At 38.1% G+C, this 17,790-nt stretch carries 11 protein-coding genes; 10 read left to right on the top strand and 1 reads right to left on the bottom strand.

Annotated elements, in window-relative coordinates; genetic code table 11:
• Nucleotides 1–223 precede the first annotated feature (223 nt).
• Complete coding sequence (gene ccsA / locus KCTC52924_RS18805) at nt 224–3,400, bottom strand: cytochrome c biogenesis protein CcsA (RefSeq protein ID WP_251807906.1); 3,177 nt, start codon at nt 3,398–3,400, stop codon at nt 224–226.
• A 420-nt stretch (nt 3,401–3,820) separates the two neighbouring features.
• Between ccsA and KCTC52924_RS18810 the strand changes: the two genes are divergently transcribed.
• The 10 genes from KCTC52924_RS18810 to KCTC52924_RS18855 all read left to right on the top strand — a co-directional run bounded on the left by KCTC52924_RS18810 (nt 3,821) and on the right by KCTC52924_RS18855 (nt 17,744).
• The gene (locus KCTC52924_RS18810; RefSeq protein ID WP_251807907.1) at nt 3,821–4,585 is read left to right on the top strand and encodes a Rossmann-like and DUF2520 domain-containing protein; all 765 of its coding nucleotides are present in this window, start codon (nt 3,821–3,823) and stop codon (nt 4,583–4,585) included.
• Nucleotides 4,569–5,096, top strand: a complete 528-nt coding sequence (locus tag KCTC52924_RS18815) for an HAD family hydrolase (protein ID WP_251807908.1) — start codon at nt 4,569–4,571, stop codon at nt 5,094–5,096. Before KCTC52924_RS18810 ends, KCTC52924_RS18815 begins: the two co-directional genes overlap by 17 nt.
• A gap of 3 nt (nt 5,097–5,099) precedes the next feature.
• Nucleotides 5,100–5,687, top strand: a complete 588-nt coding sequence (locus tag KCTC52924_RS18820) for a Maf family nucleotide pyrophosphatase (protein WP_251807909.1) — start codon at nt 5,100–5,102, stop codon at nt 5,685–5,687.
• Nucleotides 5,688–5,723: 36 nt separating this feature from the next.
• Complete coding sequence (locus KCTC52924_RS18825; protein ID WP_251807910.1) at nt 5,724–6,671, top strand: septum formation inhibitor Maf; 948 nt, start codon at nt 5,724–5,726, stop codon at nt 6,669–6,671.
• An 8-nt stretch (nt 6,672–6,679) separates the two neighbouring features.
• Complete coding sequence (locus tag KCTC52924_RS18830; protein ID WP_251807911.1) at nt 6,680–7,228, top strand: mechanosensitive ion channel domain-containing protein; 549 nt, start codon at nt 6,680–6,682, stop codon at nt 7,226–7,228.
• Between the two features lie 77 nt (nt 7,229–7,305).
• A complete protein-coding gene (locus KCTC52924_RS18835; RefSeq protein ID WP_251807912.1) occupies nt 7,306–9,822 on the top strand; it encodes a PIG-L family deacetylase in 2,517 nt (838 codons plus the stop codon).
• Nucleotides 9,823–9,935: 113 nt separating this feature from the next.
• The gene (locus KCTC52924_RS18840; RefSeq protein WP_251807913.1) at nt 9,936–11,642 is read left to right on the top strand and encodes a sodium:solute symporter; all 1,707 of its coding nucleotides are present in this window, start codon (nt 9,936–9,938) and stop codon (nt 11,640–11,642) included.
• Between the two features lie 230 nt (nt 11,643–11,872).
• Complete coding sequence (locus tag KCTC52924_RS18845) at nt 11,873–12,913, top strand: substrate-binding domain-containing protein (RefSeq protein WP_251807914.1); 1,041 nt, start codon at nt 11,873–11,875, stop codon at nt 12,911–12,913.
• Nucleotides 12,914–13,092: 179 nt separating this feature from the next.
• Nucleotides 13,093–16,140 (top strand): SusC/RagA family TonB-linked outer membrane protein, encoded by a 3,048-nt coding sequence (locus tag KCTC52924_RS18850; RefSeq protein WP_251807915.1) that lies wholly within the window; start codon nt 13,093–13,095, stop codon nt 16,138–16,140.
• A gap of 2 nt (nt 16,141–16,142) precedes the next feature.
• Complete coding sequence (locus tag KCTC52924_RS18855) at nt 16,143–17,744, top strand: SusD/RagB family nutrient-binding outer membrane lipoprotein (RefSeq protein WP_251807916.1); 1,602 nt, start codon at nt 16,143–16,145, stop codon at nt 17,742–17,744.
• Nucleotides 17,745–17,790 lie beyond the last annotated feature (46 nt).

Here is a 17,790-nt window from a genome sequence, read left to right on the forward strand (position 1 = left end):
CCCAATTTAATAGTATTTTCTTTTTACGATGGAATAAAAATTATAGTGCAACCGAATAGCTCCGACCCATGGGTCGGAGAGTTTATAGGTTAACGAGTCATTAACCCTTAGGTAAAGTCGTATTTTAAACGTCGGTAATTGGTCAATATTAATTGCCATAACCTGAAAGGTGGTACAAAACAATTACACTGCCAATATCAAGAAAAATAACTTTTTAGACTTCTTACTTGGCATAGTGTTTCTTGTAACGCCAATAACTAACACCTCCTAGTAGCACTACTCCAACAACAGTATAATATATAAAGGTTGGGGTTATTACCTGCGCCCCACTGGCGTAGCTATGCAACCCTACTAGATAGAAATTAACCCCAAAATAGGTCATCATAATGCTTCCAAAAGAAATAACGCTTAAAAAATTAAAGGTCCAGCTGCTCCTTAATCCGGGAACCAATCTAACATGTAGTACAAAGGCGTATATCATTATGGAAACCAAAGCCCAAGTTTCCTTTGGATCCCATCCCCAATAACGGCCCCAACTTTCATTGGCCCACTGTCCGCCCAAGAAATTTCCAATAGTCAACATCGCCAATCCTACAGTAAGGCAAAGCTCGTTTATAATGGTAAGTTCCTGAAGGTTCAACTTCATTTTCTCCTTATTCTTTTCATTGGTCAACGTAATTAGAAGAAGACAGACCACTCCTAATATCATCCCCACTGTTAATGGCCCATAACTCCCCACAATTATAGATACGTGTACCATTAGCCAATAACTGTCCAATACTGGTACTAAATTGGCAATAGAGGGATCTACCCAACTTTGGTGTGCTACAAATAACAGCATTGATGTTACAAAGGTAGATGCGGCAACGGTCATATTGCTCTTTTTTGCAAACAAAAGTCCCATCCCCAAGGTAGCCCAGGAAACATATAGGATACTTTCATAGGCGTCACTCCAAGGAGCATGTCCAGAAATATACCAACGGAGGCCCAAGCCAAGGGTATGGGCAATAAAGAACAGGTAAATTATCACCTTTAAGGTTGAAATACTGATGCGAAGTGCTTTTCTATCTTTAATGATCTGGAACACCAAAAGTGTAAACATCAATAGTCCAGCCAGTGCATAGTACTTGTATAGCTTGTTGTATATATCGGCTTTATTGTAAAATATTTCCGCCTTTACCTTGCTCTTGGAGGGCAATACTTCGCTCCCGTGATTTTCTTGGTTCTTCTTAAAGGCCGCCAATAATTTATCGGCTTCAGAATAGTCACCTGTGTTTACCGCTTTCTCCAAGCTCATTAAATAAAAAGGAACGGCGTTTTTTATAAAATTAGCATAGAGGGAATCGGCAACAGGGTATTGTCCTCCTCTAAACTCCACCGCAGAGATCCACTTATTATTTTCATGGTTGAGCAAGGGGAATATCTTTACTATTTCGCCTCCCAAGGCTCTATTTAAAAGTATAAGACGTTCATCTATACTCTTAAAATCCTTTTGAAACTGGTTTGGAGTATTGGTGCTATAAGCATCTTTAAGGTAAGGTGCCAATTTATACTGCCCTTTGGAATCGAAAAAATCCGTAGCCTTTACATAATTTTTATCAAGTGGTACCCCAATTATCTTTCTTAGGCTGTCATTCTGCCCCTTTTTATCCAATGCAATGAATTCTGCATTGTACCAGGCCGGAGCATTTAACATCATGGACAGGAAAACTTGGTCGGAATTAAAGTCGGTATACTTGTCTTTTAAACTCAATTTCCGCAATAGCTCTGATGAGAAGGTATTGATTGGCTTCATACGGCCACCCGCATCCTGTATTACTAATTTAGCAAAATTTGCTGCGTGTTCCTTAGAAGGTGTTATGGCGTGTAAAAGGGAATCTATCTGTTCCGCTGTAGGCACATTGCTATGGGCATGTTCGTCTACAGTTGATGGGTCTTGGGCAACCATTGTAAATCCGGTCACAAACATAAGGACCATTGCCATTTTCGCCTGTTTCTTCTTTAATTTTTCCAAGGCAACTCCGAGGTCTTTAAACCTTGTCTTACCAAAAAACATGATCCCCATTAAACCAGTGTACAATAAAAAGTAGCCTATATAGGTTATCCAAGTACCCCAAAAATCGTGGTTTACGGACAATACCGTCCCTTTTTCATCCGGATGGAAACTCGCCTGGAAGAAGCGGTATCCCTTGTGCTCCAAAATATGGTTCATATAAATATCGTAATCAAAAGGGCGTTCGTCTTCCACAGTTACCTTACTCATAAATGAGGAATAGCTATTTTCTGTTCCAGGATGTCTTTCCGCAATAAAATCGTTCAACTTAATGGCAAAAGGCAAGGTATATACTTTTGAGCCATAACTAATATTGAATTCCAGTCCACCTACCTCAAAACCTCCTGAAAAATTGGACATTCCTTTGGTCCCTAAAAATTTTTTACGTACTGTCTCTCCATTACTGGTGATATCCAAAACCAAAGCATCGGTATCATTATCCGTTTTTTCGTTTTCGGGAATAGGCACAATTCCATAGTCACCTTTCACCATTGGATCTGGGATTACGAATTGCATTCCCGCCATAGAGTACAAGGATCTAAGCTGGAATTCCTGAAGGCTATCCTTAGCCACTTCGCCCTGAAACTGATCTGCCATGCGTAGAAACTGCCCTTCAAAGGGCGAATCTATCTTATATTCCCCATCAGCGATCGTTATATTGATAGCTCCTGCAGTATATTTATTAAGTGCAAAAAGGACATTATGAATACTGGCTACCTCTCCATTCTCCAAGTAATGATCATGCCTTTCCCCTTCACCCGATTCAACAATTTTCAGGAATTCATTTCCGTTAGGATCTTCAATTAATCCTTCCTTTGCCCCTTCTATAAAATCTACGTACGAAACAGTAAAGGGTTGACCATTAAAATCTGAGGTCCAAGGTAAGTTTGACTTAAGAGCCTGCTTTGTTACTAAAATACCATCTTCTAAAACTTTGCGTTTCCGTTCTTGGTCAATTTCCCCATCTACATACACTGTTAAATAGGTTTTATCGGAATAAAACACATTTTCGGTTTTCCCCTCTCTTATAGGCATCATTCCTTCAAAACTGATGTAGCGGGTAACAAAAGCGCCCACAATAATCAATATCCAAGAAAGGTGTAGCATTAAGACCGCCCATTTTTCTTTTCGCAACAATCTATATCGCGATATATTACCAATAAAATTAATGACAAAAAATACCATGATCGCCTCAAACCAAGTGGCATTATAGATCCATATCCTAGCGGTATCAGTACTATACCAGCTTTCTATAAAGGTTCCAAAAGCCATGGCTGTTGCAAATACAATAAATAAAACGGCCATCAATCGACTGGAAAAGAAAATCTTTTTTAAGAGTTCGGTCATCTTGGAAAGAAAAGTTTAATTCAAAAGCGCAAAAATACATATTTTAATAGGTTTTATAAGCAAATCTTTTGTTAATTGATAGGGCAATGCCATAATTTCAAAACTAAACTAAAGCGCCTTTGAAATTCTAACTTCCTATGTACAAAAATTGCTATAGGAACAACAATAAATAAACCTTCTAAAAGGAGAAATACAAATCTAAATACCCCAAAAAAACAACATAAGGAAACACTACCAAGTTGGATACTTTTTTCAGTCCTTGGTTACAAATTTTCCTTGCTAATAAATCTGCATACCGTATTTCCTACCTTTAGCCTATAGACACCGTTCATAATTCTATACTTCAAAAAAAATAAACGATATGAAAATTTTCTTTTGTCGTAAAACGATGAAGTTTTGGTAGATTAATTACTTTTGAACATGATATCTATAGTAATTCTAGGATCGGGCAATGTGGCAAAACATTTGTTCGATACTTTTATGGAACAAAAGGAAGTCAAAATCCTTCAGGTAATCGGCCGAAACAAAGTCAACCTATCCTACTTTAAAAACGCGGTGGAGGTAAGTACTGATTTCAACAAAATTAAAGATGCCGAAATCTACTTAATTGCGGTGAGTGACGATGCCATTGCTGAAGTGGCCAACGCTTTGGAAAACAAAAAGGGGATGGTAGTGCATAGTTCGGGAAGTGTGCCCATAACTGCATTGAGTCACAAAAATAGAAGAGGTGTTTTTTATCCTCTTCAAAGTTTCAGTATGGGAAAAACCATCGATTTTAAGTCGGTCCCCATTTGCATTGAGGCCGAGAACACAGCGGATGTAGAGTTGGTTGGGCGCTTGGCTAGGATGATATCCAACAATGTGCAGGAAGTATCTTCGAAGCAAAGGAAATCCCTACATTTAGCGGCAGTATTTGTAAATAATTTCACCAATCACCTATTTCATATTGGACATGATATTTGCGAAGATCACAATTTGCCATTCCATATCCTGCTCCCTTTGATCAAGGAAACCGTACAAAAACTAGATTATATGGCTCCGCTAGATGCGCAGACGGGGCCGGCAAGAAGAAATGACATTAGTACCATTGAAAATCATTTAAATCAACTTAAAAATAAAAATTATAAGGATATTTACGCCTTGATAAGCAAATCGATCAGCGAAAAATATGGAAAAGAGCTATAAGGAACTATTACAGGATATAACCACATTTATATTTGATGTGGACGGCGTCTTTACCGACGGTAAAGTTATTGTAACTACCGATGGGGAATTGTTAAGGACTATGAATGTACAGGACGGATATGCCGTAAAGGTGGCCATACAGCAAGGGTATAATGTCTGTATAATTTCTGGAGGCACTAATGAGGGGGTGAAATTGCGTTTACGGGGCCTAGGAGTTACCGATATACATATGGGAGCTCATCACAAGATCGATCCATTTGACGAATACTTGGACCTTTACAATATTGACCCTAAGAACGTATTATATATGGGGGATGATATTCCCGACGTTCCTCCCTTAAAAATAGCGGGTTTACCCTGTTGCCCCCAAAATGCTGTCCCGGAGGTAAAATCCGTCTCCAAATACATCTCCCATAAAAATGGGGGCGATGGCTGTGTTAGAGACGTCATAGAGCAAGTTTTGAAGATAAGGGGCCATTGGGCCGATAATTTTAGCGCAAGAAACGACTAATAAATGCTGGAAGATAAATTTCGTAATCACACTATAATTTTAGCGTCTGCCTCCCCCAGAAGGCAACAATATTTCAAAGAAATGGGGATTCCATTTAAGGTGCAAACCATTCCGGTGGACGAGGTTTATCCTTTAGACTTGCAAGGGGAACAAATATCCAACTATCTGGCGGTATTAAAAGCCTCACAGTTTAAGGATAAACTTAAGGAAAATGACATCTTGGTGACTTCCGATACCGTGGTCTGGCATAATGGAAAATCTCTGGCAAAGCCACAAGATAAATCGGAAGCTGTTGCCATGTTAAAAACGCTGTCCAATGACTGGCATCAGGTAATTACATCGGTCTGCTTCACGACTCCCCTGAGTCAAAAAGTAGTAGCTCATAAGACCAAAGTGAAGTTTAAGGAATTATCAGAAGGAGAGATTCGTCACTATGTAGACCATTATAAACCTTTTGATAAAGCAGGTGGCTATGGGATCCAGGAATGGATAGGCCTAATTGGTATCGAGGAAATCCAAGGCTCCTATTCCAACGTGGTAGGCTTGCCTACACATTTGGTCTATAAAACGTTAATAGCCATGGTAGACTAGCTTATTTTGAATATTTTTATTGAAAATCCTTTCAATATGAAATTCAAGTTAATCCCAGTCTTTTTCGCACTTTGTTTTTTCACCGCAATTGTTTCTTGTAAAAAAGATATAAAATCTACTGAAAGCGGCTTTGTGGGAAACTCGGAAATTATCCCCACCAAAACTAAGACCGAAAAAACACCTTTATCAAAAGAGTTTAAGGAATATTGGTATAGCGGAAAGGCAGAAATCACCTCTTACAGACTAGAGCAAGCCAGATACGGGGAAATTAGGGATGGTAAAGCCGTCCTGATTTTTGTTACCGAACCTTTTATGGCGGATAAACAAGTAAAACCAGACCAGCCCAATTCGGACCATATTTCTGTATTAAAACTAAACAGTACCAAAAAATTCTTAACGGGAATATACCCGTACTCCATTATGAATAGTAGCTTCTATCCGGTTTATGACAACCAGCATGCTATAAAATTGACCTCTTCCGTACAGGAATGGTGTGGACAAGTCTTTACACAATTAAATAACAGATCGCATTTTGAGGTGAATTCCTATTCCTACTTCGAATCGGAAGGAGATCAATATCAAGAATTGGAAAAAGCACATTTGGAAAATGAAATATGGAACAAGATCCGTATCAATCCCAATAATTTACCCACGGGAAAGATCAAAATGGTCCCCTCCCTAGAATATCTTCGTTTGGCGCATAAGGAGTTAACGTCTTATGAGGCAAATGTCCACTTAGGGAACAGCGGCGAAAAAAGTGTTTACACTATTGCATACCCCTCATTGGAAAGAACACTATCTATTACCTTTTCAAATTCCTTCCCCTTTGGCATAGAAAGTTGGACAGAAAGTTATAAAAGTGGATTCGGACAAGATGCCAAGACCCTCACCTCTACAGCTTCAAAAATAAAAACATTAAAGCAGGCGTATTGGCAGGAAAACAAAAATAGTGATGTATTTTTGCGAGATAGCTTAGGACTATAACTTATTATATGGAACTACTTTACCTTGAATATAAGAACGAACTTTTTGGCACTATCATATGCTTTTTAGTATTGATGATACTGAAATATTTAGGTGCCAAAACCATCAGAAAAGTTGGGAAACTTAGTGATATTAATGAGGTTAGGACCCGCTTAATCGTAAAATACTCCACTGCTGGTCTAACCGCATTTGGTATTCTTGCCCTGATCCTAATTTGGGGGGTGGATTTTAAAGAAATTGGCCTTGTTTTTTCATCTGTTTTTGCGGTGATAGGAGTAGCACTTTTCGCACAATGGTCCATTTTGAGTAATATAACCGCTGGGATTATCCTATTCTTCTCCTTTCCCTTTAAGATTGGGGACCGGATTAAAATTATGGATAAGGAGATAGAATTACCGCACGAAATTTATGTTATTGAGGATATTAGGGCTTTTCACATTCACCTAAGAAGAACCAACGGAGAACTCTTTACCTATCCCAACAATCTAATGCTCCAAAAGGCAGTGGGTCTAGCAACAACCTACGAAAAATCTATAGGTAACACCAGTGATTTATAAGTTGTTAAAGAACTCGTAAATTTTACACCTACCCCATATATCTTTTTATATTTGACAACCAACTAAAACAACACCATATGCGCTCCTTTTGGGTATTCTTTCTAGGAATAATACTATCGTGTAACCTTATTTTTCCGCAATCGCCCAATAAAAGTAGCTCATCGGACATCTACCACGCCATTCAAAAACTCAATTTTTTAGGCACAGCACTATATGTTGCAGCACATCCAGATGACGAAAACACAAAACTTATTTCTTACCTCTCCAACGAGGTAAAAGCCAAAACCGCCTACCTCTCATTGACCCGAGGAGATGGTGGGCAAAATTTAATTGGGGCAGAGCTTCAGGAATTGTTGGGAGTACTCCGGACAGAGGAACTATTGGCCGCGAGGCGCATAGATGGCGGCAGCCAATTTTTCACTAGGGCCAATGACTTTGGGTATTCTAAACATCCGAAAGAAACCCTAAAACTTTGGAACAAAGAAGAGGTGCTAAGCGATATTATATGGATTATCCGTAATTTAAAACCTGATGTTATCATCAACAGGTTTGATCACCGCACCCCTGGATCTACCCATGGGCACCATACCTCTTCGGCTATGTTGAGTGTGGAGGCTTTTGATTTGGCCGCCAATCCAAAACTGTATCCAGAACAACTTAAAACTACAGAGGTTTGGCAACCAAAACGATTATTTTTCAACACCTCATGGTGGTTTTACGGGAGTGAGGAAAAATTTAAAAAAGCCAATAAATCCAATATGTTGAATTTGGATGTTGGTGTTTATTACCCCCTCAGCGGATTGTCTAACAATGAAATTGCTTCCCTTGCCAGTAGCCAACATCGTTGCCAAGGATTTGGTAGGTTGAACGTTCGCGGAAGTGAAAATGAATATTTGGAGCTTCTAAAAGGAGACCTTCCCGCTGATAAATCCAATATTTTTGATGGGATAAACACCAGCTGGTCTCGAGTTGAGGGCGGTAAAGCCGTTGGAGAAATTCTTTATAATGTGGAGAAAAATTTTGATTTCACCAACCCTTCAATACATCTACCACAGCTTCTTGCGGGCTACAAGGCATTACAGAAAGTAAAAGATGAGCATTGGCGTACACGGAAACTTAAGGAGTTAGAAAATATTATCCTTTCAGTAAGTGGACTTTATTTAGAAGCAACTGCAGCAGAACCATCTATGTACCCAGGCGGTAAATTAGCCGTAAATATAGAAGCCCTAAACAGGAGTGATTCTGGTATTATTCTAAAAAATATCTCCGTGGCCAACCAGCTGCCAGTACATAAAGCGATTCCCTTACAGAAAAACATAAAGGAATTGTTTCAAATAGATTTACAGATTCCCAGCAATACCAAATTTTCCAACCCCTATTGGTTAAATAACAAGTGGGGTATAGGTATGTATCAAGTAGACGACCAAAGCCTCATTGGAAAACCAGAGACCCCTGCGGCATTCACCGTAACCTTTGAACTGGAATTTAACGGATTTCCGATCCACATAAACAAACCTGTGGTATACCGTTATTCTAAACCCGATAAAGGAGAAATATACCAGCCGTTTACCGTTTTACCAGAGGCCACTGCCAGTTTTAAAGATAAGGTAATTATCTTTTCCGATAACCTACCCAAAGAAATTCCGGTAACCATAAAGGCCCATAAAGATACTATTGAAGGAGAAATTCAACTATGTTTTGGCAATGGATGGAGCGTAGATCAAGAAACAAAGCCTTTTAAAATTGATAAAAAAGGTGATCAACAGCTAATTCGTTTTCTATTAACTCCCCCTACAACAGAAAATGAGAATCTTATTTCTCCGATGATACGTATAGACGGCAAAGAGATTTCCAAAGAATTAATTGAGATTGAATATGACCATATTCCCAAACAAACTGTTTTATTGCCTTCAGAATCCAAGGTAGTGCGTTTAAACATTTTCAAATCAGGGGATCAAATAGGTTATATTAATGGTGCAGGGGATGAAATCCCAGTAAGTTTAGAGCAAATTGGATATAAAGTTTCTATTATTACCCCAGAATCCATAAATTCAGGATCGTTAAAAAAGTTTGATGCCATTGTGGTAGGAATCAGAGCATACAATGTAGTAGACGCATTAAAATTTAAACAACGCTATTTATTGGATTATGTAAAGGATGGCGGAAATCTGATCATTCAATACAACACTTCCGGCAGAAATAGTTGGGACATGGAAGAGTTTGCTCCCTACCCGCTCACTATCGGAAGAGACCGAGTAACGGATGAGGCTTCCGAGGTGAAAATTTTGGATACTGACCACCCACTAGTAAATTATCCGAATAAAATTACACTGACGGATTTTAATGGCTGGATCCAAGAACGCGGGTTGTATTTTCCTGAAAAATGGTCCAAGGAGTTTACTCCTATTTTATCTATGCAAGATAACGGGGAATCTCCTTTAGAAGGAAGTCTGCTTGTTGCTCCTTACGGCAATGGGTACTATGTTTATACAGGATTGAGTTTTTTTAGGGAACTCCCAGCAGGGGTGACTGGCGCATACAGGTTATTTGCCAATATGCTTTCCCTGACTCAGGAAAAATCAAAAGAGAAATAAAAGGATAACTATGCACGATAAATTTATTTGGAAGAAAGAATATACCTTGGTCCTTGTCCTCAATGCGATTTATATTTTCATATTTTATTTAATAATGACCGCAAACCAATAATATGGCAAGTATAGATTGGATTATACTTGGGGGAACGCTGCTTTTTATAGTTGGTTACGGTGTTTGGAAAACAACTGGGAGCAAAAATGTTCACGATTATGTACTTGGAGGTAATTCTACCAAATGGTGGACCATAGGCCTATCTGTCATGGCCACACAGGCCAGTGCCATCACCTTTTTATCTACTCCTGGACAAGCGTATCATGACGGGATGGGGTTTGTACAGTTCTATTTTGGACTCCCGTTGGCTATGATTATCATCTGTATTGTATTTATACCCCTTTACCATCGACTGAAAGTATACACTGCTTATGAGTTTTTGGAAAATCGGTTCGATTTAAAGACCAGGAGCTTGGCCGCAATTCTGTTCCTAATACAACGTGGACTTGCGGCGGGAATCACCATTTTCGCCCCCTCTATAATCTTATCTGCGGTATTGGGGTGGGATTTGCGGACACTTAATATCATTATCGGGATATTGGTAATTATTTACACGGTATCAGGGGGCACAAAGGCTGTAAGTGTAACCCAAAAACAGCAAATGTTTATTATAATGACCGGAATGTTTATCGCATTCTTCTTTATTTTAGGCTATCTACCGGACAATATTACATTTACCAAAGCCTTAAAGGTCGCAGGTGCCAGTGATAAATTAAATATATTGGACTTCGATTTTAACACCTCAAGTAGATATACATTTTGGAGTGGTATTACAGGCGGACTTTTCCTAGCCCTTGCTTATTTTGGAACAGACCAAAGTCAGGTACAACGTTATCTTTCAGGAAAATCTGTTCGTGAAAGTCAATTGGGACTGATATTTAATGGAATACTAAAGATTCCCATGCAATTCTTTATTCTTTTAGTGGGTGTTATGGTCTTTGTTTTTTTTCAGTACAACCATTCCCCTTTAAACTTTAATCCAGCAGCCACCAATGCGGTAATGAACTCCCCCTATGCCGAGGATTATCAAATTTTAGAGAAGGAACATCTAAGCCTAGAGGTCGAAAAAAGAATAGCACAGAACAAATTTTCCGCAGCTTTGGATCTTAAGGAGTACGACGCAACCCAAGACGCCAAGCAGCAGATCATTAACATTAACAATAAGGAGAAAATTAATCGGGAAGTCGCAAAGTCACTTATTTCTAAAGCAGATGGTAGTGTTGAGACCAATGACAAAGATTATGTCTTTATCCATTTTATCCTGCACTACTTACCTAAAGGATTAATCGGTCTTTTGTTGGCCGTTATCCTGTCAGCAGCGATGTCCTCTACCGCCGCCGAATTGAACGCCTTAGGAACCATTACCGCCTTAGACCTGTATAAACGCAACAATAAAGGCGAACATACACCTCAACATTACGTAAAAGTATCGAAATTATTTACGTTAATGTGGGGTGTTATTGCAATATTGATTGCATGCTTCGCTAATCTCTTTGATAATTTAATACAATTGGTAAATATTATTGGATCTATTTTTTACGGGAATGTTTTGGGCATCTTTTTAATTGCCTTTTTCTTTAGATTTATTAAAGGGAATGCCGTTTTTGTAGCTGCTCTAATCACCCAAGTTATCGTTATTATGGGATGGTATTTAGATTGGATGTCCTATCTGTGGTTAAATGCCTTTGGATGTAGCCTTGTTATATTGCTGGCATTTGTTTTAGAGAGCTTTGACCGTTTGTTAAAGGTATCACCGGTGAAATCATAGAATTTCAAGTGAAAAATCAATAATAGACCTTGGTTATAAAAACTATTTAGTCAATAAAATCTTACTTTAGTTTTTCGAGAATCTGCATTTTAAAAATGTTTTTAAGAGCGAAAGAATATCCTTAAAAATATTCGTCTAACAGTAGGAATAACACTATACTTGGGATAAGATTTTATGGAATTTAATACCACTTGATCTATTTTATGTGAATCTTTTTTCAACTAAAAGCAATGATTAAAAAAAAGTACACCATTAAGGATATTGCTCAAATGGCAGGTGTTTCCAAGGGCACTGTGGATAGGGTATTACATAATCGAGGAAAAGTATCAAAGGACGCTTTCGAAAAAGTAGATAGTATACTTAAAAATATCGATTTTAAACCCAATCTCCACGCAAGAAATCTCAAAAACAACAAAATTTATTCAATAGCCGTTCTGCTTCCAGATCCAAATATAGAATCCTTTTGGAATTCCGCCAACAAAGGGATTACTGCTGCTTCAAATGAATTTAACCCATTTGGCATACAGGTCAAAAAATATTTTTATGATCCGATTGATAAGTTTTCTTTTGTAGAACAGTCCCAAAAAGCGATAAAATCTGGTCCAAATGTACTTATAATGGTGCCCACTTTTTTAAAAGAGTCAGAGGAAGTATTAAGAATATGTAAAAACACCAATATCTTCACAATCCTGTTCAACAACCAACTTAATACGTTAACAGATTATGTTTTTATAGGCCAAGACCTTAATCAAAGTGGTAGGGTAGCTGCCAACCTAATGAATAGGATTATCAAAGAAAATGACACCATTGCCATTGTCCATATAAACAAAGAACCTCATATGGAGCAAAAGGAAAATGGGTTTAAAAATTATTTTAAAGAACACAGCGGCAGTAAACATGTTATTACTACGCAAACATTTAAGTCCAACAATGAATTGGTCTTTAGTAAGGCAGTAGCATTATTTCTAAAGGAGAACCCTAAGACAAGTGCGTTCTACATTACCAATTCCAAAGCATATCTGTTTCTTAACATTTTACAAGATTTGAATAAAAAAGATATTACAATTATTGGATATGATGTATTAAAGGAAAATATCAAATATCTAAAAGAAGGTAAAATCGATTTTTTAATCCACCAAAAACCTTACAAACAAGCTTATTTATGCGTTGCAAATATTGCGAAGCATTTCCTTTTTGGAAAGAATTTACCTACTTTGAAATTCCTACCCATTGATATCATTACCTCCGAAAACGCCCATTATCACCTCTAGGTATTTCATATTCCCCTTACAAAAAAAATAATTAAAACCATAGACGCATTAAGGAATTCATTTTTGTGCTCGAGCACAAAAATGAAAAATCTATATGATTAAATGAAATTTTAGTTTATTTTCGCCCTTAACATTATTTTAACAAACAACTAATTAACTAACACTAAAAAGATTAAATTATGTTAAAAAAACTCGTATTATTTTTTGTGCTGGTTTTCGGAACTTATCCGCTGCTGGCTCAAAGTAAAACGGTGACAGGGACAGTCGTCGACGATTCGGGCGCACAGCTGCCTGGAGTCAATGTCGTAGAAAAAGGAACCACGAATGGTACATCAACAGATTTTGATGGCAACTACTCTATTGAAATTTCAAACTCTACTGGCACATTAGTCTATTCATCATTAGGTTATTCCTCCACGGAAGTTCCAATTAATGGTCAATCTACTATCAATGTAACTTTATCTGAAGATGCTGAGCAACTAGGCGAAGTAGTTGTAACTGCTCTTGGTATTACAAAAGAACAACGAAAGGTAGGATATGCAGTTACCACCGTGGATGGTGATAATTTCACCAAAGCGCGTGAGACCAACGTTGCCAATTCTTTGGCTGGACGTGTGGCCGGGGTTAGTATTAAGGGAACTAGTAGTGGTCCAGGTGGCACCTCAAAGATATTTATGCGTGGTCTCTCTAGTACTTCTGGTGGATCACCATTATTTGTTATAGACGGTGTACCCTTGGACAATACTCAACGAGGAAGTGCTGGCCAATGGGGCGGTGCCGATGGCGGAGATGGTATTGGAAATATCAACCCGGATGATATTGATAAAATGACCGTCCTTAAGGGGCAGTCTGCATCTGCTTTATATGGATCTAGGGCCTCCAATGGGGTGATTTTAATTACAACCAAAAAAGGAAAAAAAGGTACTGATTGGGAAATCTCTTACAACACTAATTATTCTGTAGAACAAGGGGTTGATTATACAGATTTTCAAAAACAATATGGACAAGGAATAGGTGGTATTAAACCAGTTACTGCTCCTGATGCACGTACTACGGCAAGATCAGCTTGGGGTGCCAAATTGGACGGTAGCCAAGTTGTCGGTTTCGATGGAAATCAATACAGCTATGATGTCGCTAAAAATAATTACCTTGATTTTTACAGGACTGGAAGTAATTTCACAAATACCGTTGGGGTTACCAAAGGTTTAGGAAATGGTTCATTTAGAGCATCTGGTTCCTATCTTGATGCGAAGTCGATTGTACCCAATAGTGGCTTAAAAAGATATAATTTTAGCATTAGTGCAGATCAAAACATTACTGACAAATTAAATGTTGCCGCTTCCGTATCCTATATTGACGAGCAAACGGATAATCGTCCAACTCTAAGTGATGGTCCAAGAAACCCAAATAATTTCCTGTTTCTGGCGCCCAATGTAGATCCTACAATTTATGCTCCTGGATATGACCCTATAACTGGTGCTGAAACGGTATTTAGTGATGATATATATGTTACTAATCCATATTTTATTGCCAACCAAGGCGTAAACGATTATGGAAGAAAAAGAACCATCTCTATTTTGTCCACAAAATATAACTTCACTGAGAAGATATATGCTATGGTCCGTATGGGTAATGACGTTGCAAATGATACGTTCTTTGACGTAGAACCTTGGGGATTGGCCTATACAGCAGATCTTAAGGGTAATCTAAGCAATAAAGGCCAATCTGAGCGTTCAGAATTTAACTTGGAAGGCTTATTAGGAGGCTCTTTTGTATTTAATCTGGATTTTGAATTAGATGCAATTATAGGGGCCAACTTAAGAAAGAATAAATATGAGACTGTTGGTGTAGGTGGAAATCGCTTTGTACTACCTTATCTATATTCACCTTTTAATGTAGTAGACATTAGAAGATCTTATGACTTTGATAAACGAGAGGTTCAATCAGCTTATTATTCTTTAGATTTAAGTTATAAAAGGTATTTGACTCTAAGTACAACTGGTCGATATGACACCTACTCTACCTTACCCGCTGAAAATAGAGAAATATTTACTCCTTCCGTTACAGGTGCTTTTACCTTTTCAGATTTAGTAGATTCAGAGAGCATTACATATGGAAAATTAAGAGCTTCCTATGCGGTTACTAGTGGTGAGCCTAATGACCCCTATCTAACTTCGGTGTATTATAATTCTGGCAACACCTTTAACGGAATACCCACGGGATCTTCACCAACCAGTTTACCTAATAAGTTAAAACCATTTACAATTAGCGAGTATGAATTTGGATTAGATATTAAATTTTTCCAAAACAGACTGGCTTTTGATATTTCTTATTTTGATAAGAAAACTAAAAATGAGATTCAAAATGCAAACTACTCCATATCTTCCGGATTTTCTTCTGGTGTAATTGGTAATGGTTCTATTCAGAATAAAGGTTTAGAAGTTTTGGTAACCGGTGTCCCAATTCAAAACGATAATTTCTCATGGACAAGTTCAATCAATATAACTACTTTAAAAAATGAAGTGTTAAAAACTGATTTGGATGATAATCCTATAAACCTTGGTCAGAATAGGGGTACATTGGGTAATGCCGTCACCTCCTTTGTAGTTGGAGAGGCAGGTCCCCAAATCAGGGCATACGACTATGAATATGATGCCAACGGTGGTATAGTAGTCGACGCTAATGGTCTTCCTGTAAGGGGCGAATTTAAAAATTTTGGTTCTGTCCTACCTAACCTTTATGGAGGTTGGAACAACGATTTCAATTACAAAGGATTTAATCTTTCATTTTTAATAGATTATAGTTTTGGTAACAAAGTACTTTCCGCTACTGAATATTATTCAACATGGAGGGGATTAAACAAAACGACTCTACTAGGTAGAGAAGGTGGAGTTACAACCAATGGAATAACCGCAGATGCAGAAGTTTATTATAAGGCTCTAGCCCAAAATGTTACTGGGACAAGTGTTGTTGATGGTGATTTTATTAAATTACGACAGTTGGTCCTGGGTTATACATTGCCTTCACAATTATTCCAAAACACAAGTGTACTTAAAGGTGTAAATATCTCCTTGGTTGCTAGAAACTTGGCCATTTTAATGAGAGATTCTAAGAATATTGACCCTGAGAATAATTTTGGTTCCAATGTTAACTATACTGGTATAGAAGGAACAAGTTTACCTTCTACCCGAAGCATAGGGTTAAATGTTAATTTTAAATTACAATAATTATGAAAAGATACCTTAATATATTTTTTATTGGGTTCATCCTAATTTTATCATCATGTGATAAAAATTTCGATGAAATAAACACTGACCCAAATAGAGCTGGCGCGGAAACCTTTGATCCAAACCTAATTCTACCGAATATTCTAGCCAGTTATGCCCAAAACACTACGGGCTACAATGGCTCTATATTGTTCCAGAGTATGTGGACACAAACTTTGGCGTCAACTACGACTGGAGGGGCCAATTATTATTCCAATGGAGATAAATATGTAGCTTCAGGGAGTATAAATTCTTATATACAAAATGTTTGGAACAATGATTTTTCAAATGCCTCTAGAGCTGATCAAATGGAAAAATTGGCGAGTGCCAATCCAGAATTGGTCAACCTACAAGCTTTGGGAAAAATGATGAAGGTGTTGACATTGTCATTTGTTACGGATATTTATGGAGATATTCCTTATTCTGAGGCTCTAATGGCTGAAGATGGTATTACCCAACCTGCTTATGATAAGCAAGAGGTATTATATCCTGCAATGTTGCAAGACCTTGAAACAGCTTTGAGTGCTCTGGACAACTCTCAACGCTCTCCTTCCAATGACCCTCTATATGGTGGAGACATAACAAAATGGCGTAAGTTTGGATATTCCTTAATGCTTAAACTCGCCATGAGGATGGTGAATTCCAACCCGACCGAGGCTCAATCTTATCTTGCCAAAGCGTTGTCAGGAGGCATTTTCGAAAATACTGCTGATGAGGCGGTACTAATGATGGATGCGGATAATTTCCCTAACAATAATGCTACCTCACTGAGAACAGTGGATGATACTTACGAAGTTCGGTGGAGCAAGCCTTTAATAGATTATCTAGTTTCAAATGGTGATCCAAGATTGGAAATATCCGCGGAGATACCTCCTGCTGGCTTAGCTGCGAACTTTGACCCCAATACTGTTGGAAATTCAGATCCAACTATTCAAATCGGATTGCCAAACGGATATGACACTAGTGGTGGTGCTACTGATATTAGTAATCACCCAGATTTTCCAGGACCAACAGGAACGGGAGATAATGTTGCTAAAATAGGCAGCTATTCCAGACCTACAGGAATTTATAGGGAAAGGGGAGCTCCAATTTTCCTACTTACTTATGGAGAAATACAGTTATTACTTGCTGATGCTGCCGTAAGAGGCTATACAACACCAGCTACCGCTGCTCAACATTATTCTAACGGAATAGTTGGTGGAATGCTTTCAATGGGTAGTTTTGGTGAGGCCGCTGTAATTAGTGAGGGTGATGCCCTTAACTTTGCCGCAGCCAGTCCTTTGGACATAAGTTCCACAGAGGCCTCTTTAGAGATGATCAATGAGCAATTCTGGGCTTCAACCGGACTTATGGGTAATTTTGTGGAAACATGGAATAATTGGAAAAGAACAGGTTATCCAGTTTTGACACCAGTTAGTTTTTCTGGAAATTTCACCAACGGACAAATTCCATTAAGGCAAGTATATCCCTCCTCAGAAGGAAGCAATAACCCTGATAATTTCAATGCCGCTGTTTCCAATATGGGCGGCGATACTTGGACAACTAAAATGTGGTGGGTAAAATAATCTTAAAACATTATTTTGTATCACATTTTACTTCAGTTTATAAGTA

The sequence above is a fragment of the Arenibacter antarcticus genome (assembly GCF_041320605.1).
Lineage (GTDB): Bacteria > Bacteroidota > Bacteroidia > Flavobacteriales > Flavobacteriaceae > Arenibacter > Arenibacter antarcticus.